Below are 20,055 nucleotides of genomic sequence, written 5' to 3'. Positions count from 1 at the left end.
TCCCTTTCCGCCTGAAGTCGCGAAGTCCGCTCATGCGCCCTTCGTCGCCCGGCGGACAACCGCTGCGAGCGCATTCTCATCCCCCGCACTTCACCCCCAGAGCCAGGCGGCGCCGCGCACTCCGCTGGAGTCGCCGAACCGCGGAGGCACCAGGCGCGTGTCCACCCGGTCGGAAAAGACATAGGCGCCCCACAGCCGTGGGACGTTGCGGTACAGGCGCCGGATGTTGGACATGCCCCCGCCCAAAACGATGACGTCGGGGTCGAGGATGTTGATGACATGCGCCAGCGAACGGGCCATGCGGTCTTCGTACCGCAGCAGGGTGTGCTCGCACGAGGGATCGCCCTCGTCCGCCCGGGCGACGATTTCCTCCGGCGGGAGCCGGTCCCCCGTGGACAGTGCATGCAGGGCCGCCATGCCCGGGCCGGAAAGGAACGTCTCGATGCACCCGTAGCGACCGCAGTAGCAGCGCGGCCCCGGCCGTTCGTCGTCCTTCGGCCAGGGAAGCGGATTGTGACCCCATTCTCCGGCGATGGCGTTCACGCCTTCCAGCACCTCGCCTCCAACCACGATCCCCGCGCCCGTGCCCGTGCCGACGATCGCTCCGAAGACCACCCGCGCTCCGCGGGCCGCTCCATCCCGATATTCCGAAAGAGCAAAGCAGTTGGCGTCATTAGCGATGCGAACGGGGCGACCGAGCACGGCTTCCAGGTCCCGCGCAATGGGTTTTCCGTTGAGACACACGGAATTGGAATTCCTGAGCAGGCCGGTGGCCCTGGAAACGGCCCCGGGAGTGCCGATCCCGACGCTTCCCCGTTCCCCCCCGAGCTCGGCCTCGACTTTCGAAACCAACCGGGCCACGGCCTCGAGGGTGGACCGATAATCGCCCCGCGGAGTGGCTTCGCGGAATCGCGCGAGCTCATTGCCGCCGTCGTCCAGGGCGATGATCTCGATTTTCGTCCCCCCCAGGTCGACCCCCAGTCTGAGCATGGTCCCCTCACCTCCCGATCCGTCGCCTGTCATCCGGCCGCCGCCGCGGACGCCGCGCGGGCACGGCATCGCGACGATTGCTGGTCCGTCTCCCGGAATGCCGCGCCGGGGCGTCGGCGGCAAAGGCTTTCGACACTCATGGAAACCTCGTCTCGGCTCCTCGGGCCGTGCCGCGTTGCGGTCGCGACCCGGAGGCGCGCCGTTCGGCCTACATCGCGTCCAGGAATTCGACCGCTCGCCGCTCGGACCAGTACCGGCCGTCCCTTGCGAAGGACACGAAGCCGACGTGCCCGCCGCTCCCCGGCAGCTCCAGGAAGAAGAACGGGCTTCGGCGCGCTTGTTCCACGGGACGGCATTCCGGGGTCAGGAAGGGATCGTCGAGGGCGTTCACCAGCAGCGCCGGAACCCTGATTCTCTCGAGATACGGCTTACAGCTCGCCCTTCGCCAGTAGTCTTCGGCGTCTTTGAAACCGAACAAGCGCGCCGTATATCGATCGTCGAACTCCTTGAAGGTCTTGATCCGGTCATAGTCGCGATCGTCGATTTCACCGGGCATGAGCTCCATTTTCCGCCGGATTTTTTCATGCAGCAGCTTCAGGAAACGCCGCAGGTAGAACCGATTGCCCGGATCGGCCAGCCGACGGGCGCTCGCTCCGAGGTCGCAGGGCACGGAAAAGGCCGCCGCCCCGCAGACGGGCATCGCCAGGCTCTCTCCCTTTTCGCCCAGGTACTTCAGGACGATGTTCCCACCCGCGCTGAACCCGATCAGCGCAACCTTTTCGTAGACGCCGGAGGCAACCGCGTGAGCGATCACCGTGCCGAGGTCCCCGGTTTCCCCGCTGTGATAGAACCGCAGCCGCCGGTTGATTTCTCCGCTGCAGCCGCGATAGTTCCAGGCAAGAGCGTCCCATCCCGCGCCGTTCAGCGCCCTGACCATGCCCATGACGTACGCGCGCGTCGAATCTCCCTCCAGGCCGTGGCAAACGACACCCAGCCGCCGGGCCCCCATCCTCGACCAGTCCAGGTCCAGAAAATCCTCATCGGGGGTGGCGATCCTCTCCCTATGGTAAAAAACCCCGTCCACCTTTCGCAGCAGGGCCGGAAAGATCGTCTGGATATGCCCGTTGGAAAACAGGGCGGGAGGCACGTACGATGAAGGATCGATCAGCGGCATGTCACTCCGTACCGGGTTTCGAGGAAAGGTCCGAGGTTACCCCCACCGGTTGCCGTCTTTTTTCTTCAAGTCGATGATTCCGCCGCTTTCCCGGTCATCGATGAAGGCCGACAGCACCCAGCCGACCACGCTGATCACCAGCGCTCCGAAAACGGCGGCCCAGAACCCCTCCACGTGGAAGCCGGGAATCACCGAAGAAGCCATCTTCAGCATCAGGGCATTGATGACGAAGGTGAACAAACCGAACGTGAGCACGTTGATCGGCAAGGTCAGGATGAGGATCAGCGGCCGGAGGAAGACGTTCAGCACACCCAGCGTCGCGGCGGCGAACAATGCCGAGAAGAAACCGCTCACGCGGATCCCTTCGATGAGATACGATGCGCATACGATTGCGAAGGTCACAACGAGCCACCGCAAAACCAAGCCCCTCATCCACAGCCCTCCATTCAGCGCCGTCTGGACCGCACCGAATCACTTCCAATCATGCCCTCGAACATTCCGACGCGCTCAATCTAGCCCAAATCGGGCGCTTTGAAAACACCGTTTCCCCCGGTGCGCCGGCGCAATTCCAATTTGGGAATCACAACCCGTCGGGGGCTCGTTTTGGATGGACAGGAGGCGGATACTGAGGTAAAGGTTTCGGACGAGGAAGCATTGCCCGGGGCCCCGGGACATGATGAATCTACACAATCAGATTTGATTTGCCGGAATGCTCAGGACCGAGGAGCCTTGTCCATGGAAGGGACTTTGTCCGTCGCCAGGCCGGACGGAGTCCGCAGGGACCTGCTCGGAGAGGTCGTCTGAAGGCTCCAGCGGGCGACGATGAGAACCGCGAAAAAGCGGCCCGGTCCCCCCCCGGCATGGGTCCGATACATGGAGGGAAGATATAGGGCGTTCCGAGACATCGACGCCCCTCCCGGTGCCCGCCCGAGACAATCGGAGTGAACACGGCACGCGGTGCGCCCCCCCGATACCACCCGCATGGAGGATGGGCGCTTCTTCAACGGCTTGGAAACATCGTCATCGAATCAGAAAGGTCCCAGAGAACGAGGTTTGAACATGTTGAATCGAATCGGTTTCAGAGGCGTTGCTCCCGCCGTGCTCGGCATCCTGCTGTCCATCGTCTGCTCGGGCTGTACCACCACCCCGCAGCCATCCCCGAGCGTCTCCCCTCAGCCTCAGCCCCCGGCCGCCAGGGAACCCGTTCACGTCGCGCCGCAGGCCGCACCCGTATCCTGTGCCGCCACGTTTCCATATTACCCGCCCCCCGACCGGCTGGATCTCTGCGGGGAGCCGGTTCCATTGCAGCACGACTCCGTGAGGGAACGCTTCGACCGTGAGTTCACCACGGTGGTCTATAACCATGCCCAGGTTTACCTCTGGTTGAAGCGCATGGATCGCTATTTCCCGCAAATCGAGGAACGCCTGAAGTCCATGGGTCTGCCGGACGACCTGAAGTACGTGGCGATCGTGGAAAGCGACCTGGTGCCGAATGTGGTTTCCCCCAAGGGAGCGGCCGGCCCCTGGCAGTTCATGCCCGCGACCGGATCCGCCTACGGCCTGCATCAGCAGGGCTCCATCGACAAGCGATACGATTTCGAGCGATCCACGATCAGCGCTTTCCGATACCTGAGCGATCTGAACCGCAAATACAACAACTGGGCACTGGCAATCGCCGCGTACAACTGCGGCGAAAAACGGATCCTGGACGAATCCCGGGCACAGGGAACAAGGGACTATTACCACCTGAAGCTTCCGACGGAGACGGAGCGCTACGTAATGCGAATCCTCGCGGTCAAGGCGGTCCTCGGCAATCCGACCCGATACGGGTACTGCCTTCCCAAGGGAATGGGCTACGGTGAGCTGAAGGTGGACCGCGTGACCATGAACCTGTCCTGTTCCACCCCCATCCAGACCGTTGCCGCATGCGCGGGCACCACGTACCGGGAATTCAAGCGGCTCAACCCCGAGTTCCGTGCCGAGGTCATCCCTTCCGGCTGCCACGAGGTCAAATTCCCCGCCGGATGCGGTCCGGCCTTCGAACAGAATTTCAGCGCGAGCCGGGCGTCCATGTCCTCCTCCGTTCCGGAGCCGTCGTCGGATGAGGCTCCAAGGGAGCCGGCCCAGGTGCGTCAGCCAAAACCCTCGCCCCTCAAGGCCAAGTCCCGACAGCCCGCGGAAACTTTCCACACGGTCAGGAAAGGAGACACTCTGTTCAGCATAGCCAGGCATTACAGGGTGAACGCGCAGGACATCAAGAAGGCCAATCGTCTCAGGGGCAACGACATCGTTCCGGGACAGAAGCTGAAGATCCCCTGAGCCTGTGCGCTCGTCGTCCTTCCGGATGATCGCTCCTCCGAAGGCGGCGATCCATCCCCGACGTTCCGTCCCCCCTTCCGCGGGACGGGAGGCGGAATTCCGCGATCAACTCCGCCTCCGCGCCGGTTTGCGTTTTTCCGGGAATGGCGCCGGTCCCTCGCCGGCGTCGTCGGCCATGCGGTTCATGACCATGAAGTCTTCGTCATGATCGCACGCGGACCGCTCATCGAGGTCGATGGTCCCGCGGAAGGCCCCCGCCGACGTTGTACCGCTCAGGCCGGCATCTCCGCGGGGCCGTCCAACCAGAAAAGAAGCGCTCTTTTCAGCTCGTCGATCTGCTCGGGATCGCTGACTTTCTCTCCCTGATGGGTCCTGACGTAGAAGACGTCGGCGACCTGGTCGATCTTGGTCGTGATCTTCGCGACGGATATACGGATTTGCAGCTCGAACAGGGTCCTGCCGATCGTGTAGAGCAGCCCCACCCGATCCACCGTGTAGACCTCCAGGATGGTGTACATCGCCGATGATTGGTTATCCACCAGGACCTGGCTCGGCGCGGTCCGCATCGGGACCTGGGAGGCCGGCCGCCGCCGGGCATGCTCGGCAATGCGGTAGTCGAGCGCCATCTTGCCCAGCAGCAGGCGTTCCACATCCAGCCGAACCGCGTTCCAATCCATCCCGCCTCCCGCGCCGCCCGGCAGGCGACACTGAAAGATCAGCAGAATCAATCCGTTGTGCATGGTAAACACCTGCGCTCCCAGGATGTTCATGCTGTGAAGCGTCAGGAGGCCGGCACACCGGGAGAGCAGCCCCGGTTTTTCCCAGCTCACGATGGTGATTTCCGCGGTATCGCCCGAAGACTCGACCTCCCACACGAAGGGCGTATCGGAGGACTGGAGATGGCGCCACATGCGCAGGTGCCTGGCGACGGCCTTCGGCTGCATCGAAAGAAGGTATCGCGGAACCAGTTGGGAGAAATACGAGTCCAGCTGTGCCTCGTCCACCAGGTCGAGCACTTCGTTGCGGACCTGGTTTCGCAACCGTTCGATTCTTTCCGTGATGGCCCGGGCGCTCGGTTCTCCCTTCTCGAGCAGGTGTCGGATGCTGTTGTAGAGGGCGAGAACCGGCGTGTCCCTCCATTTCTGCCGGGCCTTGGGTCCGGTGGACAGCATGTCCGCGTAGCTCAGCAGAACGAGCAGATCGAGCAGTTCGGAACTGCCCACCGCAGCCGCGCATCCGGCCAGCATCTCCTGGTCCGCAAGGTCTCTGAGCGAAGCGCTGTCCATGAGCAACAGGTGCTGGGCCACAAGAAAACGGACCTTGGAGGTTTCCTCGGGTTCCAGGCCCAGGCGGCGCGCAATGGCCGGAATCATTTCTCCGCCTTTGGCCGCGTGCCCCCTTCCCGAACTCTTCCCGATATCGTGCAGCAATCCGGCCAGGTAAAGCCAGACGGGGTCCTCGATGCCCCGGGCGATCTGGGTGAGCTCGGGTTCGGCCGCCGAATAGAAGCCGGCCCGTATCTTCTTCAATTCGCTCAACGTACGCAGATGATGCTCGTGAATGGGATACAGGTGAAACGCGTCATGCTGCGCCAGCCCGTAGACCGCGGCAAGCTCCGGTATCAATGCGGTGAACAGGCCGTTGTCGCAAAATCGTCGGAACGCGGGAAGGTCTTCCGAATCCGCCCGGATCAGTGCGAACAGTTCCTCTTTGACCAGCGGATCTCCGGAGGAGGAATTCAGTGCGTTACGATGATGGTGGACCCATTGCCGCGTGACGTTGGCGAACCCCAGCCCTCCTTCGGCCGCGAGGCGGAACAGGTGGACGAGGTGTCCGGGGGTCGCGGGGTAGCGGTCCGTTTGAATGTGGATCTTCCCGTTCAACACGAAAAGGCCCTCTTCCAGGGGCTCGCCCCGCATTTCCCCGGCTGCGGGAAGGTTTTCCCGGCTCTCCCTCAGGCGCTCCCAAAACTCCGCGGAAACCACCCCCACCCCGTGAAACAGCTGGAACACTTCCTGCATCAGGCTTTCCACCGGGAGGTAACCGGCTCTTTCGGCGTAGCCGAGCTTGTCCGCCAGCAGTCCCTGCTCGTCGAAATGAAGCACGCCGGACGACTTATCCGACAGGCTCCTCAACAGGCCCAGCAGGCGCATGTACGATTTTTCCGCATGCCGGATGAAATCCACCTCCCGGCGCACCAGGTATCCCATGAAGATGGCATCATCCAGGCTCCGGATATTGGATGCGATGCGGCAGGCCAGCCGTATCGCCACGATGTCGGAAAGGGCGCCCGGATTGTCCTGCAAATCGGGCTCGAGCCAACTTTCGGGTTTCTGCAGCCTCCCCTCCCTGGCTTTGACCGTGCCGTACAGGCGGGAAAGCAATTCCTCGCGCCGCGCCTCGATAAATCCCTCGATGCCCTTCTCAGCCTGTTCCAGCAATTGGCGATTCCCGGAGACATACCTCATTTCGAGCAACTCCAGGAATGCCTCAAAATCGCCTTCGAGCGCGATCATCAGCGAATCGATGGTCTCCCGGCGCAAATCCACGGTCCAGCCCGCCTCGGTCAGGGGCACGGTGATTTCGTCCAGCCAGCTTGCATTCCACAACGCGGAATCCGTCATCAGGAAAAGGATGCGCACCGGCTGACCGGGGCCGATGACTCCGCGCGCGAAACCGTCCAGGCCGATCACCGCGGCGCTGGACCGGAAATGCTCCGTATCCTGGCTGAGCCGGTTCACGAGCCGGTTGTAAAGGGAGATGATGGCGATTTCCAGCAGACTCGTGTGCCGGATCAGGGCATCCTCGCTGCTGTCGCTCAGGACTTGCTCCCGCTGTTTTCTCAATGACTCTGAAATAGAATGCATCTCGGGTTACCTTTCCTTGGATGTCGTTGCGCACAACCCACGATGAATATTAAGCCATCGCCCGTCAATTTGCATTCCCGAAGCAGTTTTTCGCTGCGCGCTCCACCGGGTGGCGGTGGAAAGCGAACGGACGTCGCACCGCGCGTCACAACGCTCCACGGCCCGCGGCCTTGACCGTGTGCCTCGTTCCGACTATTTTACTTGAAAAATATTTTGAGGACACACCAAGTCGGAGGAGCACGCAGTGATCGCAATTCTGGACTACCGGGCCGGCAACCTGACCAGCGTTGAAAGAGCATTGAATTTTCTGGGATTCCCTTGCCGCATTACGCACTCGCACGACGAAATCAGGGACGCCGACCGTATCATCTTCCCGGGTGTCGGGGCTGCGGGGAAGTCCATGGCGGATTTGCGGGAGCTCGGCCTGGATGAGCTCCTCCGGGAACGCCGATCCTCGGGCATACCCATCCTGGGGATTTGTGTCGGAATGCAGGTCCTGTTCGACCACAGCGAGGAAAACGACACCGTTTGCCTCGGGATTCTGCCCGGCGCAGTCCGCCGTTTCCCGAACGATCTCACGGACACGAAAGGGGAAAGGCTGAAGATACCGCACATGGGCTGGAATTCCGTGGCGTTCGACAAGGCGCATCCCGTTTTTGCCGACGTCCGGGAAGGCAATGAATTCTATTTCGTGCATGCTTATTTCCCGGACCCGCGCGACAGCGATCACATTGTCGGCCGCACCTTGTACGGAATCCGTTTTGCCTCCGCAGTCGCCCACGACAGCCTCGTCGCGGTTCAGTTTCACCCCGAAAAGAGCGGACCTCCGGGATTGCGTATCCTGGCCAATTTCTGCCGGTGGGACGGCCGAGTGTCCCGATAGCGAGGAGAGAGAATGCTGAGCAAACGGATCATCCCCTGTCTCGACGTTCGCGACGGGCGGACAACCAAGGGGATAAAATTCAGGAACAACGTCGACATCGGCGACCCGGTGGACATGGGACGATTCTATTACGAGGAGGGCGCCGACGAGATCGTGTTCTACGACATCACCGCGTCGAGCGATCGTCGGGGCATCATGCTGGACGTGGTGAAAAGGGTTGCGGAGACCATCTTCATCCCCTTTTCCGTCGGCGGAGGGATCAGGACCCTCGAGGACATGCGGGACGTGCTCCTTGCGGGTGCCGAGAAGGTCAGCGTGAATTCCGCCGCGGTGCTCAATCCCGATATCATAAGCCAGGGCGCGGAAGCGTTCGGGAGCCAGTGCATCGTCCTGGGGATGGACGTCAAACACGTCGCGCCCTCCACCAGGATTCCTTCCGGCTACGAGATCGTGATCAACGGGGGCCGCACGACCACGGGATTCGATGCGCTCTGGTGGGCATTGGAGGCGGAGCGCCTGGGAGCGGGAGAGATCTGTCTCAATTCGATCGACGCCGACGGCACCCGCGACGGCTACGAGTTGAGGCTGACCCGGCTGATCTCCACCAGCGTCCGGATCCCGGTCATCGCATCGGGCGGAGCCGGAACTCCGAATCATCTGGCCGACGTGCTGAAGCAAGGCCGGGCGGACGCCGCGCTCATCGCCTCCATGGTCCACTACGGCACCTACAGCATCCGCCGGATCAAGCAGTTTCTGGACGACAACGGCATAAGGGTGCGGAAAACCTGGTGAGAACACCGTCCGCGGACCGCCGTGCCAAACGGTGAGAGCGAGTCGCCGAAGGGATTGTCCCTCCGACACCCCCCTCTTTTCCCGTCACGCAGGGGAATGGCGCCGGCCGTTACTCTAAGCGCCTCCCATCGGCTCATCTTCCCCCGTCACGCGCGGGAATGGCCGGGCAGTGCGGCGCCGCCCCGCTCACGTCCTATTTCTTCAGCTCCCGGATCATTTCCTCGACTTCTTCAGCGCCTTTCTTGTAGAAGCCTTCCTCTTCGGGCGCCAGTTCCTTCAACAGCCTCAGGAACTCCCCCGCATGGACGATCTCTTCTTCGGCAATGTCCCTGAGCACCGTCGCGGCAAGCTCGTTGTCGATTGATTCCGCAAGCTGCACATAGAGCTGCACGGCCTCATACTCGGCCGCAACCATGAACCGGATCGCCCTGATCAGCTCCTCGTGCGTCAGTTTTCTCTTCTCCAGCGCCAAACCCGAAAAAGCAGTCCCGAAGTCCGGCATGATGTCCTCCTTTAATCGAAGTCGGGGTCCAGACATGATATACGGGTCGTTCCCGCCCTTCGCGGCGAAAACCTTGCGAGCGCGCTCCCGGGCCCGTCGAAGACTCCGGCCGGCAGCGAGGCAACGCTCTCCCGCCCACGAAACAGCTGTGCAAAACCCAAGCTAATGTGCCCCGCGGGCGGGGTCAATAGCTTGCGCCTGCTCTGTTGAACGACCGTCGTCGCGCTCCATGCCGAACGCCGAAACGCACTCCGCCGTCTCGGCGCATTCGGGGGAAACCCGCCGTTCGGAATGCATTGCGGTCAACGGTTCATGATCGCGTGGAGTGTCCCTTCCACCAGGTTGCGGATCGCATCCAGGCGTTCGGGGGAATCGGCCTCGTAGCGAAGCACCAGAACGGGTTGGGTGTTGGATGCGCGCACGAGCCCCCAGCCGTCGGGAAATACGATGCGCGCGCCGTCCACATCGATAATCCGGAATTGTTTTTCTGCAAACGATCGCCTGGCCTGTTCCACCACCTCGAATTTGATATCGTCGGGACAGGGGATCCTGATTTCGGGAGTGCTGAAGGTCGGCGGCACGCCTTCCAGCAGCTCGGGAATGGTCTTCCCGGTAGCCGCCAGGATCTCGATAAGGCGGCAGGCGGAATAGATTCCGTCGTCAAAGCCGAAATATCGATCCTTGAAGAAGACGTGGCCGCTCATCTCTCCGGCCAGAACCGCGTCGACTTCCCTCATCTTGGCTTTTATCAAAGAATGCCCCGCCTTCCACATGATTGCCCGGCCGCCGTTGCGCTCGATATCGTCATACAGCGTCTTCGAGCATTTCACCTCGGAGATGAACAGCGAACCCGGACGGCGGGACAGAATTTCGCGGGCGAACAGGATCATCAGTTTGTCTCCGAAAACGACTTCGCCCCGGTGATCGATGACCCCCAACCGGTCACAGTCTCCGTCAAGTGCAATGCCGACATCCAGATTCTCCTTCACAACCAGTTCCTGGATGTCCCGCATGTTCTCCATGACCGTGGGGTCGGGCTCGTGATTGGGGAAGGTGCCGTCCATTTCGCAGTAGAGCGGGTAGACCCGGCATCCCAGGTCGCGGAGCAAGGGGAGAGCGACGGGTCCCCCGGTGGCGTTCCCCGCGTCCAGGCCGATTCGCAGGCTCCGCTTCGGGCGCACGCTTTGGAGCACGTAGTCGATGTAAGGCTCCTGAATGGCGAACTGCCTGATTTCTCCCCTTCCGCCCGCAAAATCCCTTGACTCCATGAGTTCCCGAATTCGCTGGATTTCAGCTCCCGAGATGGTGTCGACACCGTTGCAGATCTTGAAGCCGTTGTATTCCGGAGGGTTGTGGCTGGCGGTGATCATCACGCCGCCCTCCCGCTTCAGGTGATGAAGCGCAAAATAGAGGAGCGGAGTGGGACAAACGCCGAGGTCGACGATATCGAGCTCCGTTTCCAGCATCCCTTCCACGAGCAAATCCCGGAACCGATCCGAGCTCAGACGACAGTCCCTTCCCACGACCACCCGGGATTTTCCCTGACGGACCATATAGGTGCCGAAGGTTTTGCCCAGCAGGTAGACGTCACGGTCCCGGATTTCAGAACCGACAATACCCCTGATATCGTATTCTCGAAAGACGTTCGGATCCACGAAGATCAGCTCCTTTACTCGACATGGCGGCCACGCAGGCGGAATAGCTTGGGAATGCGGACGGCAAAACGACAACCGGCCCGCCCGATAAAGGCAGGCCGTGGCGGCGGTGCTCTGCCGGGCTCACCGAGGATCGTCTTCTCAGCCCGTCAGGCCATGATGGTGGAACGATGCGGGATGCAGCTCAACGCAGGCGGCAGGGCAGACTCAGTGATGCCCGCTTTCCTCGCCGCCCTTCATGCGCTTGATCGTCAGGATAACGCTCGCCACGAGGCCGATCCCGATCACCGAAAGCGCGCCGTACAACGCCGCGAAGAAGACGGTGTGGCTGGGATCGTACCAGGGTATGTCCATGGGCAACATACTGGAGACACTGCGTTTCAGTTCCGCACACAACAACTCGCCTACACCAAACATGATACCCCCTCATTGCGTATAAGCAGGCTTTTCAGCTGGACAAAACCATTCAAAACTCGTGAAACCTTTAGCAAACATTTCTTTGCGGGTCAATTACAAAAACGCTCCGAAAAAAATCCGACCGCCTGCGCCGTTCGGCTCGAACGCATGTCCTGGAAGGCCGAGCGTGCCACAGGCGCAAGAACGACCCGCCTCATGGCGCGCCGTGCAACTCTCTGAGCTTCTCGCACACCAGGCGGTCGGTCGGGAAGGCAAGATCTTCGGGCAACTCGTCCAGGGCGAAGAACCGTGCATCGGAGGCATCCGAGCCGGGACGAAGCGTTCCTTCGCAACGCGTCCCGAGGAACCATACGCCCACCGTGTGGTGTCGCGGGTCATGAAAATTCGAATGAACCTCAAAAACCTTGCCCGCTTTCACCCTCAGTCCCGTTTCCTCGAAAAACTCCCGCTCGGCGGCGCGCCGCACATCCTCGTGCCATTCGACGTGCCCGCACGGAATGCACCACATGCCTTCGTAGGTGCCGGAACGTTTTACAAGGAGCAGCCTGCCTTCTTCAACCAGGATCACGGCGACGCCGACCGTCGGGTTACGGTAATGGATGACGTTGCAGCTTGAACAGTGGAGTCGCGGGTGAGCGCCTTCCAGCCTGATCCCGAGCACCTTCCCGCAATACGCACAATATCGCGGCTCCCAATGCTTCCCTTTCAGAGCCGCGCCGCACTCTTTCTCGGTTTCCCGACAAGACATGCCCGACTCCCTCCATCCCGGTCGTTCACCGCCCGAAACCGCGAATCGGAAACCGCCGCCGTGCAGCGGATTCAATCGGTTCCGGCGGCCTCCGCCCCTTACCCCCGGCCGCGCTCGACCGGGTTGCCCGGCGCTGCGCAACCGCTCGCGGCTTCAGGCCCCGCAAAAAGCAGCTCTCCGCAGAGACATTCATAGTCGCAGCGCTCCTCGCACGGCTGCAAAACCCACAATGGCGCCAATTGGCCGCGCCTTGCAGCGTCGATCTTCTCCGCAAGGACCGATTCCCACTGCGACAGGAAGGATTCCATCCGCTCATCGGCTCCGATCACAAGGCAATGATTCAATTTGCGGACGGACTGAAGAGCGATGTACCCGGCGGCCAACGTCACCCGGCGGTCTCCGATCGCGGGGACCAGGCCCTTGCGAACGGCCAGCAGGTAGACCGGAAGTTGCGGGGCTTTGAAGTCTTCGAGCACTTCCTTCATGCCCGGCGCGGCGCCGGTCTTGTAGTCCCAGCATATGCAACCGAGCTCGGAATGAAGATCCAGCCTGTCGAGCCGCCCTTTGATCCCCACCGGGCAATCGCGGAGTTTCAAGTTGTCGAAGCTCGGTTCGAACGCCGTCCAACGCCACCCCTCCCCAAACCTGGAACACTCGAGCGCGAGCCATTCCTTGAGCAAGCCCGGCGCGCCTTCCGCTCCGCCCAGCAGCCTCGCGAGTTCCACTCGCCAGTGCGCAACCCGAGCCTGTTCTTCAATATCCTTGCGAACCATCTCGTCGAGCAGCCGGCACAATGCTTCGGGCTCCCGCTCGTGGCCGCCCGGAATCCCTCGGAGTCTTCTGCCGAAGCCGGCCAGGAGCGCGTGGATTTTCCGGCCACGGACCGCCGCGTCAAGACCGCGCGTTGGGACGGGAAGCGCTTCGAGTCCCAGTATGACCCGCAGAAAGAACCGCCCGGCACAGGCCAGCAAGAGCTCCAGTTCGCTGACGGAGACCTCGGACGGAAACCGGAGACGCTCGGCCCGGTAAAGGTCGGGAGCCGATTCGCCCCCGGCATGCGTTTTGCCGGCCGGCTCCTTGCGCTCCATGGCCGCGGCGATCCCTTCAATGCCGTCCCTCACCCATCTTGCCCTCTGCATCACGGGCAGGTCATGGCGCCACGGGATCACGGGGGCCATCGTCTCTTCGGACGCCGGCCAGAACGGAGAGGGCAGGCAAGGTTCGCCCCCCTCGCCGAGCAACGGGCGACTCACCACGGTTTCCCGAGCCGCCGCCTGAACCTGACCGAAGAGATGTGCCGCGAACTCGAACTGGCTTTCCGCCGTACCGCCGAGAACAAGCCTGCGCTCCCGCACGCTCAGAAACGGCAGGGACCTGGCCGGCTGCGGAATGACGCCGGAAAGAAAGCCGGGCACAAACAGCCTTTTGAAGGCCAGTCCCCGCAGTTCCAACTCGCCGATTACCTGAATGCCCGCGTCCTCGAAACCCGAAGGTTGAACCGGAGCCTTTTCTCCCGCCGCAGTGAGCCATGCCGCAAACTCCGCGGCACGCATCGAAGAATCGCCCAATTCGGCATCGAAGCCGTCGAGCAGGCCGGTCAGCCGCTGCCAGGCGATCCGATCGCGCTCATTGGCGATGACCGGAAATTCCATTTGCTTCCAGAACGATCGAAGGCCTGCGCTCCACTCGGATGCGGCACGCGTGCCACGATCCGTGAGAGCGCCGAGTCCTTCGGTCAGCTCCGCACCCCGCCGCGGCAGGACATCTTCCCGCCCGCCCAGGGAACCCAGCAGGGCCGTCAGCCCCTTCTCGATTCCCTGCTCCCGCCAGACCCGGTCCCACTGCGCGAGCGCCCTGCCGCGGGCTCCAAAATAACCGTAATACGGTGAACGCAACAGGCTGAACAGCTGCGTCCCGGATTCGCCGCCCAGGCAGAAATCCAGGGGCAGAAGCGCCGCCCTCCAGAGTGACTGGGAGGTCAGCACGTCGCCGGCCAACAGGTTGTAGGCGGCATTCTCGCCTTCGAGCTGGGCTCCGAGAAGATCCTTCAAATGTTGTGACAGGATGGGTGCATACGTCCCGCGATCGAGAAGCACCACGGCAAGCTCATGGAGACGGCCTTCCCCGGCTCCACGAATCAGGTCGCCGAGCAGCCCGAAGACTTCCTGTTCCCGATCCGCGTAGACGACGGCGCGCGGTTTCGCCTTCACCTGTGGAAGCGGCAGTGCGAGGGCACCATGCGTGTCGGCCAACCGGGAGAAAAGCTTCTTCTCCCAGTACCCGGCAAACTCGAATCCCGCTATCACCGTCTTCGACGGAACCGCGTCGGGGTTCAGGGACAGGAACGAACCCAAACGTTCGGGAAGCGACGCGGGATGGAAGAGCAGCAAGGCGCGGAGTGCGTCACGGTATTCCTTCCACACGCCGCGCCGCCATTCCACCAGGCGGTTGGCGGGATCTCCCTCTCCCGGGTCGATGCCGTAACGCAGACAGCCCGCAAAGCTCTCGTCGACGGCGACGACAAGCGGGAGGTCAGGAAGAAGCGGTTCCGGGGGGGGATTGTGCCGCAGGATTTCCCGGATCAGCCGCCATCTCGTGAAATCCGATGCGGGCCATTCGTTCGGCCATGAGTCCTCCCAGCAGTCCATTGCCCACGCGTTGAACGTCCCGACCGCAACCCCATCCCAGCCAGGCGCGCCTTGTCTGCGATACCGCCCGCGGGCACGCAGTCTCAACTGATTGGCAAACCGCTCCGTTTCCGAAAGCACCGTGTGCCCGTCGGTTATCAGGTCCAGAAGCTTCTCTTGATACTCGAGATTGGTCATGCGCAACCCAGCGATTACGGCCCGCGACTGCGCCGGGGGATCGGTCACCCTGCCGCCGGGCGATCCGGCGGGGCAATCAATGGAAAGACTTTGACAAAAGTCAGTCAGGCTGAATATATAATCAAAACTGAGCGAATCCACCCCGCGGAACGAGACGGAAGAAGGCGCTTTCCCCCTCGCTCGATACGTGGCGGATCGGGCTCACGCCCACAATCATCACCCGGGACGGGCTGCAGTTCCGCTTCTTCGAGCCGGTGCGCCCGGGAATGAGCTCCGGCCCCGTCGAAAAAGCGGGAAATCGGCCCCAGTATTAGTATCAGGTGTGGAACACGCTGGCAATTTCAAACTGCCGAAAGGTATGTCGTCCAACGGCAGGCGGCTCCATCACAGCGACTCATGACCCGGAAAAGGGAAGCTTGTCCGCGATGAAAACTGTCTTTTCAAACGTTCTTGAATCTATCGGCAACACGCCTCTGATCCGCATCAACCGGTTGAACCCGAACCCCGCGGTCACGCTGTATGCGAAACTGGAAGCGAAGAACCCCGGCGGTTCCATCAAGGACCGCACGGCGCTCTTCATGATTGAATCGGCCGAACGCGACGGCCTGCTGACTCACGAGAAGATCATCATCGAGGCCACGAGCGGCAACACGGGGATCGGCCTGGCGATTGTCGCCGCCGTGAAGGGGTACCGGCTGATGCTTGCCATGCCCGAGACGGCCAGTCTCGAGCGGCAGAAGATTCTCAAGGCGCTCGGCGCGGAGATTCTGCTCACTCCCGGAAACCTCGGCACGGACGGCGCCATTGAAAAGGTATACAGCCTGGTCCGGGAAAACCCCGACCGCTACTATATGCCCGACCAGTTCAACAACCCGGCCAACCCCGCGGCTCATCATTTCGGTACCGGCCCGGAGATCTTCGAACAGACCGAAGGCAAGGTCAATACGGTCGTGGTCACGCTGGGAACCACCGGGACGGCCATGGGTATACTCCAGGCCATGAAGGAGCGGGATCCCGCCATCAGGGTTGTGGGGGTTGAGCCCTACCCGGGGCACCGCGTCCAGGGGCTCAAGAACATGAAAGAGTCCTATGTCCCGGGAATATTCGACCGGCACGCCCTGGATCAGATCATCCATATCAAGGACGAGGATGCTTTCGAAATGGCCAGGCGCCTCGCGCGGGAAGAAGGGATTTTCACCGGTATGAGCTCCGGGGCGGCCATGGCCATAGCCGTCAGAGTGGCCGAGGAAATGCGGGAGGGCATCGTCGTGGCCGTGTTGCCCGACGGCGGGGACCGGTATCTGAGCACCAACCTCTTCACCACGCTCCTGGAACCCGATTTTCATTTCTTCAACTTCCTCGAAAGGAAAAAAGTCGACTTCAAGCCCGTGGTCGAGGGTAAAGTGAGAATTTGCGTTACCGGCCCGCCCCTCGACAATCCCCTGACCCTCGGCGAATCGCGCCGGTTCCTGCTGGCGGATTTCCTGGCTCGATTTCTCACGGCCAAGAGTTTCTCGGTGGAACAGGTCGTCCAGGTTCCCGATCTCGACAGCCGCACGATCGGTGGGTCCCTCGCCTCAAGAATGCCGCTCTCCGCCTACACGCGGCAGCAGCTCGACCTGATTCTCGAGGACCTGGATCGACTCGCCGTCAAGAGGGCCTACCGCTATCCCCGTTCTTCGGAGCACATCAACGCCATTACGGAAGACACCAAGACCCTCGTCAACAAGGGGTTGGCTTACGACAAGCTCCGGTCCGTGTACTTCAACCTGTCCGGCAGCAAGGACTATGGAGCCCTCTCCAGGGTCAACCTGAAGAAGATCCGAATCGGCACGACGGTGGATCTCGACGCCTATGAAAAACTGAATCCCAGGGATTTTGCCCTGCTCAAACGCGCCACCCTCGCCGAGCTCAAGCGCGGGGTGTGCCTCAAGACCGACTGGGGAAACGTCATCCCAACGTGGCATATCGCGGCGGCCTCCGTTGCTCTGCGCGAGCTGGGCGCCCCCATCGACATCCAGGTGAGCAGCGTGGACTTCCTGTTTCCGCACCTCGAGAACGTGCGCGAGATCGGTCATGCCCTCACGGGAAAACCATTCGCCAATGTCTGGATGCTGAGCGAGCGCATGTGGTCAGGCGCGGACGTCAAGCGGGAAGACGGGCTGAGCGAGGAAACCCCCATCCGCGAATTGAACAAGCTGGGGTATTCACCCATCGAAGTCCGGTACTGGTTGCTGAGCAACCACTATCGAAAGCCGATCCACGTCACCCCGGAGAATATCGACAATGCCCGGCGCGGATACCACCGCTTGAGAGAGTTCATCCATCGCGTGCAGCACGCCCGGACGGCGTCTCAAGATCACAAGCTGCTGCCCGAGATGATCTACGCCCTCGAGCAGGGGTTCTTCGATGCGCTCGCCGATGATCTGAACGTGCCCCGGGCCTTCGCATGCCTGTTTCGTTTCATCCGGCAGTTCAACCCGATTCTGGACCGCGAGGAGTTCAGCGAAGCCCAACGCCGCCAGATCACGGACGTGTTCTACAAGATCAATGGAATCATGGGCATTTTCGACCTGGAGCTGCAGCCTTTGTCCGAGGACGACCAGGAATTGATCCACAGGCGTGAGAAAGCCCGAGGCTCAGGGGAGTGGGATACCGCGGATCGTATCAGGGAGACGTTGCTCCAGCGTGGGCTGAAGGTGATCGACACTCCTCTCGGGACCCGATGGGAAAGAGTCGAACACTGACCCCGGAAGCCGATTCCGCCGAGGCCCTCGACCCTCCCCGCGGGGCCGAGCCGAACCCCGCTCCACGCACGCCGCGGTCGGAGGCGTCAGCCCAGCCGGGACCCGCATTCTTGTCTTATGGGCAATCACCGGTTAAAGTGCGAAGCAAGCGTATGCAGGCCCCGTTTCCGGAAAACCGGGTCGTGCGGCCCGAGAGTCCCGCGGCGCTCTGTCGCCGCCGATGCATGGGCAATGACGCGATCCGGGGCCGGGAGGTAATGCACCCGTTGGATATTGCGGACATCGTTTCACGGAAAGATCAACTGCGAACGAGCTTTTTGTCGGCCGGGGGCCGATCTCCGGCACTACCGCCCGAAGGTGCGCAGGGAAAAGCGGCAGAGCGCCTGAGACATCTTCCCCGCTACAGGGAAGCGCAATCGGTGATGATCTCTCCGGTCTCTTCTCTTTACCAGGTCAGGTTGAACGCGCTCACCGACAGGAAGAGGCTCGTCATGCCGACTCCGGGACTCCACAAGGGTTTTGTCGTCGTCGAGCCCGGGTTCATTCCGCCGAGACAGAGGCATTCCGCCGTTCAGCCGGGTCCGGAAAACCCTTTCGCGACGCGCATGCCCTACCGGGAACCGCCGGGGTTTCTCATTGACTTGATAGTGACCGAAGGTTTGATGGTGGGCCGCGATGGCGGGCGACTCGGGGACGGTTCAGGCCATCTGGATTTGCAGTGCGCGATCCTGAGCTCCCTTGGATGGCTCCACCCGGCCTTTGAAGTGGTCGGCCTCGTGGAGGATTGCCGGGTTGTGCCTTCTGTTCCCATGAAGCCCGGCGATGTGGAGATCCATTGGATTGTGACGCCCAGCCGCATGGAACGCACGCCGGCTACGGCGCAGGCCCGGATCGGGATTCAATGGGACAGGCTGTCGTTGAAGCAGATAAAGCGCAACGATGCGCTGTTTTTTCTCTATCGCGCGAGAAGTTGACCATCGTTGACCCGAAAGCCGGCCTCTTTCGAGAAAATTCTTGATCTGGCCGCCCATAGTCTCTATTGTACGGCGCATCTTGACAGGCATCACAAGCTTACTTAATTAACAGGGAATCGGACCATGAAGAACCGGGCTCTCTTGCTTCTGCAACTCCTGATCGCAATTTCGCTTTTTGTTTCCCCACCCGCCTATGCCGACGAAGAAGAGGACGAGGTATTCACAGCGACGCTCACCCGGTACAATTACCGCATCCCCGACTTGACGGTGGTGGGAGAACCTTCATGGTGCACTGTGAAACCCAAGGATACCCTGCTCGATATCGCGAGGCGCTATGGCCTGGGATACAATGAAGTCGATCTTCTGTTCCCGCGCATGGACGCATGGATACCCCCGGCGGGCAAGCGTATTGCAGTCCCCACGTTTTGGGTGTTGCCCCCGACGCAGCATCGGCAACTGGTGATCAATGTTCCGGAACTGAGGATTTATTTTTTTGACAAATCCGGCAATGCGGTGCAAACCTATCCCATCGGAATCGGCGACGAAGGATGGGAAAGCCCGATCGGAACGTTCAGCATCACCGAGAAGCGCCCCAACCCGACTTGGTATATCCCGGCGTCCCTGCAGGAAAAATATGGAATGGCGCAGATGCCCCCGGGTCCGGAGAATCCGTTGGGGGAATTCATGATGAAGTTCTCCGCCGGAGCCTACGGAGTGCATGGCACGGCGATGCCCTGGGGGGTGGGCAGACTGGTGAGTCACGGTTGCATCAGGTGCTATCCGGAACACATCCGGATCCTCTACCCGCAGGTTCCGGTGGGATACAAGCTGGAGATGATCTATGAGCCCATCAAGTTCGGGCAGAAGAACGGGCAGGTTTTCGTGGAGGCTCACCCCGACGTGTACCGGAAGATTCCCGACTACATTCAGTACGGCTTTGACAAACTTGCTCAATATCCTCTGGAAAAGCAAGTAGATCGAAAGAAATTTACGATGGCTCTGACATTGCAAAATGGTGTCCCTACGAATGTAACGCGATTGTCGCCTGACGATAATTCGCTAAAACTTGTTGAATTTTCTCAGGAATAAATCGTCCCAGTCCTGGCGCGAGATGGGGGACCTCCTTGTCCCGGGAAGAAAAATTTCTTGATTTTATAAAAGT

At 61.4% G+C, this 20,055-nt stretch carries 16 protein-coding genes; 6 read left to right on the top strand and 10 right to left on the bottom strand.

Annotated elements, in window-relative coordinates; genetic code table 11:
* Window positions 1-90: 90 nt before the first annotated feature.
* The 4 genes from SFUM_RS02520 to SFUM_RS02505 form a co-directional block, all read right to left on the bottom strand.
* On the bottom strand, window positions 91-990 hold the full coding sequence (locus SFUM_RS02520) for an ROK family protein (RefSeq protein ID WP_011697362.1): 900 nt from the start codon (window positions 988-990) through the stop codon (window positions 91-93).
* A 208-nt stretch (window positions 991-1,198) separates the two neighbouring features.
* Window positions 1,199-2,164 carry a YheT family hydrolase gene (locus SFUM_RS02515; RefSeq protein WP_011697361.1) on the bottom strand — a complete coding sequence of 322 codons (966 nt, stop codon included), beginning with the start codon at window positions 2,162-2,164 and terminating at the stop codon, window positions 1,199-1,201.
* A 36-nt stretch (window positions 2,165-2,200) separates the two neighbouring features.
* Window positions 2,201-2,596, bottom strand: a complete 396-nt coding sequence (locus SFUM_RS02510; RefSeq protein WP_011697360.1) for a phage holin family protein — start codon at window positions 2,594-2,596, stop codon at window positions 2,201-2,203.
* Window positions 2,597-2,877: 281 nt separating this feature from the next.
* On the bottom strand, window positions 2,878-3,069 hold the full coding sequence (locus tag SFUM_RS02505; RefSeq protein ID WP_041439658.1) for a hypothetical protein: 192 nt from the start codon (window positions 3,067-3,069) through the stop codon (window positions 2,878-2,880).
* 154 nt (window positions 3,070-3,223) lie between these two features.
* On the opposite strand from SFUM_RS02505, the gene SFUM_RS21255 reads away from it, so the two are divergent.
* Entirely contained in the window at window positions 3,224-4,483 is a 1,260-nt protein-coding gene (locus SFUM_RS21255) for a lytic transglycosylase domain-containing protein (protein WP_011697359.1), read from the top strand.
* Window positions 4,484-4,755: 272 nt separating this feature from the next.
* Here the strand turns inward: SFUM_RS21255 and SFUM_RS02490 are convergent, their stop codons facing one another.
* Window positions 4,756-7,350 (bottom strand): [protein-PII] uridylyltransferase family protein, encoded by a 2,595-nt coding sequence (locus SFUM_RS02490; RefSeq protein WP_011697358.1) that lies wholly within the window; start codon window positions 7,348-7,350, stop codon window positions 4,756-4,758.
* Between the two features lie 244 nt (window positions 7,351-7,594).
* Here SFUM_RS02490 and hisH point away from each other — a divergent pair, with 244 nt between their 5' ends.
* On the top strand, window positions 7,595-8,233 hold the full coding sequence (gene hisH / locus SFUM_RS02485) for an imidazole glycerol phosphate synthase subunit HisH (protein ID WP_011697357.1): 639 nt from the start codon (window positions 7,595-7,597) through the stop codon (window positions 8,231-8,233).
* 12 nt (window positions 8,234-8,245) lie between these two features.
* Complete coding sequence (hisF, locus tag SFUM_RS02480; protein WP_011697356.1) at window positions 8,246-9,025, top strand: imidazole glycerol phosphate synthase subunit HisF; 780 nt, start codon at window positions 8,246-8,248, stop codon at window positions 9,023-9,025.
* 193 nt (window positions 9,026-9,218) lie between these two features.
* On the opposite strand, the gene SFUM_RS02475 is transcribed toward hisF, so the two are convergent.
* From SFUM_RS02475 to SFUM_RS02455, 5 genes are all read right to left on the bottom strand, one after another.
* Window positions 9,219-9,527 carry a ferritin family protein gene (locus SFUM_RS02475; RefSeq protein WP_011697355.1) on the bottom strand — a complete coding sequence of 103 codons (309 nt, stop codon included), beginning with the start codon at window positions 9,525-9,527 and terminating at the stop codon, window positions 9,219-9,221.
* Between the two features lie 302 nt (window positions 9,528-9,829).
* Window positions 9,830-11,182: a phosphomannomutase/phosphoglucomutase gene (locus SFUM_RS02470; RefSeq protein ID WP_011697354.1), complete on the bottom strand. Its 1,353-nt coding sequence runs from the start codon at window positions 11,180-11,182 to the stop codon at window positions 9,830-9,832.
* 207 nt (window positions 11,183-11,389) lie between these two features.
* Window positions 11,390-11,599 carry a hypothetical protein gene (locus SFUM_RS02465; protein WP_041439647.1) on the bottom strand — a complete coding sequence of 70 codons (210 nt, stop codon included), beginning with the start codon at window positions 11,597-11,599 and terminating at the stop codon, window positions 11,390-11,392.
* A 193-nt stretch (window positions 11,600-11,792) separates the two neighbouring features.
* Complete coding sequence (locus SFUM_RS02460; protein WP_011697353.1) at window positions 11,793-12,347, bottom strand: nucleotide triphosphate diphosphatase NUDT15; 555 nt, start codon at window positions 12,345-12,347, stop codon at window positions 11,793-11,795.
* A 98-nt stretch (window positions 12,348-12,445) separates the two neighbouring features.
* Window positions 12,446-15,172, bottom strand: a complete 2,727-nt coding sequence (locus SFUM_RS02455) for a PD-(D/E)XK nuclease family protein (protein ID WP_011697352.1) — start codon at window positions 15,170-15,172, stop codon at window positions 12,446-12,448.
* Between the two features lie 425 nt (window positions 15,173-15,597).
* Between SFUM_RS02455 and SFUM_RS02450 the strand changes: the two genes are divergently transcribed.
* From SFUM_RS02450 to SFUM_RS02440, 3 genes are all read left to right on the top strand, one after another.
* On the top strand, window positions 15,598-17,919 hold the full coding sequence (locus SFUM_RS02450) for a cysteine synthase (protein ID WP_011697351.1): 2,322 nt from the start codon (window positions 15,598-15,600) through the stop codon (window positions 17,917-17,919).
* Window positions 17,898-18,893 (top strand): 5-formyltetrahydrofolate cyclo-ligase, encoded by a 996-nt coding sequence (locus tag SFUM_RS02445; protein ID WP_083763914.1) that lies wholly within the window; start codon window positions 17,898-17,900, stop codon window positions 18,891-18,893. Before SFUM_RS02450 ends, SFUM_RS02445 begins: the two co-directional genes overlap by 22 nt.
* Before the next feature lie 123 nt (window positions 18,894-19,016).
* Window positions 19,017-19,982, top strand: coding sequence for a L,D-transpeptidase family protein (locus SFUM_RS02440; RefSeq protein ID WP_011697349.1), 966 nt, complete (start codon window positions 19,017-19,019; stop codon window positions 19,980-19,982).
* The last annotated feature ends 73 nt before the right edge of the window (window positions 19,983-20,055 follow it).

The organism is Syntrophobacter fumaroxidans MPOB, from assembly GCF_000014965.1.
Lineage (GTDB): Bacteria > Desulfobacterota > Syntrophobacteria > Syntrophobacterales > Syntrophobacteraceae > Syntrophobacter > Syntrophobacter fumaroxidans.
Note: the sequence above shows the minus strand (reverse complement) of the source record. Positions and strands in the feature narration are given on the sequence as shown.

Bases quoted from the DNA above. Each gene is read 5' to 3' on its own strand.
- SFUM_RS02520 (WP_011697362.1), bottom strand. From the start codon at position 990: ATGCTCAGACTGGGGGTCGACCTGGGGGGGACGAAAATCGAGATCATC.
- SFUM_RS02515 (WP_011697361.1), bottom strand. From the start codon at position 2,164: ATGCCGCTGATCGATCCTTCATCGTACGTGCCTCCCGCCCTGTTTTCC.
- SFUM_RS02510 (WP_011697360.1), bottom strand. From the start codon at position 2,596: ATGAGGGGCTTGGTTTTGCGGTGGCTCGTTGTGACCTTCGCAATCGTA.
- SFUM_RS02505 (WP_041439658.1), bottom strand. From the start codon at position 3,069: ATGTCTCGGAACGCCCTATATCTTCCCTCCATGTATCGGACCCATGCC.
- SFUM_RS21255 (WP_011697359.1), top strand. From the start codon at position 3,224: ATGTTGAATCGAATCGGTTTCAGAGGCGTTGCTCCCGCCGTGCTCGGC.
- SFUM_RS02490 (WP_011697358.1), bottom strand. From the start codon at position 7,350: ATGCATTCTATTTCAGAGTCATTGAGAAAACAGCGGGAGCAAGTCCTG.
- hisF (WP_011697356.1), top strand. From the start codon at position 8,246: ATGCTGAGCAAACGGATCATCCCCTGTCTCGACGTTCGCGACGGGCGG.
- SFUM_RS02475 (WP_011697355.1), bottom strand. From the start codon at position 9,527: ATGCCGGACTTCGGGACTGCTTTTTCGGGTTTGGCGCTGGAGAAGAGA.
- SFUM_RS02465 (WP_041439647.1), bottom strand. From the start codon at position 11,599: ATGTTTGGTGTAGGCGAGTTGTTGTGTGCGGAACTGAAACGCAGTGTC.
- SFUM_RS02460 (WP_011697353.1), bottom strand. From the start codon at position 12,347: ATGTCTTGTCGGGAAACCGAGAAAGAGTGCGGCGCGGCTCTGAAAGGG.
- SFUM_RS02455 (WP_011697352.1), bottom strand. From the start codon at position 15,172: ATGACCAATCTCGAGTATCAAGAGAAGCTTCTGGACCTGATAACCGAC.
- SFUM_RS02450 (WP_011697351.1), top strand. From the start codon at position 15,598: ATGAAAACTGTCTTTTCAAACGTTCTTGAATCTATCGGCAACACGCCT.
- SFUM_RS02445 (WP_083763914.1), top strand. From the start codon at position 17,898: ATGGGAAAGAGTCGAACACTGACCCCGGAAGCCGATTCCGCCGAGGCC.
- SFUM_RS02440 (WP_011697349.1), top strand. From the start codon at position 19,017: ATGAAGAACCGGGCTCTCTTGCTTCTGCAACTCCTGATCGCAATTTCG.